General features: G+C 69.6%; 1 protein-coding gene. It reads left to right on the forward strand.

The window, feature by feature from the left end; genetic code table 11:
* Positions 1–241 (forward strand): DnaJ C-terminal domain-containing protein (locus KVT32_RS30490; protein WP_305864322.1); only part of this gene is annotated, 241 nt, incomplete at its 5' end.
* Positions 242–260 lie beyond the last annotated feature (19 nt).

Below are 260 nucleotides of genomic sequence, written 5' to 3' on the forward strand. Positions count from 1 at the left end.
AGCCGCGCTCGGCGAGAAGGTCGCGGTGCCGACGCCCTCGGGCACGGTCGAGGTATCGGTGCCGGCGGGCTCGCAGAGCGGGCGCAAGCTGCGCCTGAAGGGCAGGGGCATCCCCGGTAATCCGCCGGGCGACCTCTATCTCATCCTCGACGTCGTGCTGCCGCCGGCGAACGACGACAAGGCGCGCGCGCTCTACCAGGCGATGGCGCGCGACCTGGCTTTCAATCCGCGATCCGCTTGAGGAGGTGAACGATGTTTGC

Origin of the sequence: Achromobacter sp. GbtcB20, assembly GCF_019091095.1 — a bacterium.
In the GTDB taxonomy this organism is placed as follows: Bacteria; Pseudomonadota; Gammaproteobacteria; order Burkholderiales; family Burkholderiaceae_B; genus Achromobacter; species Achromobacter mucicolens.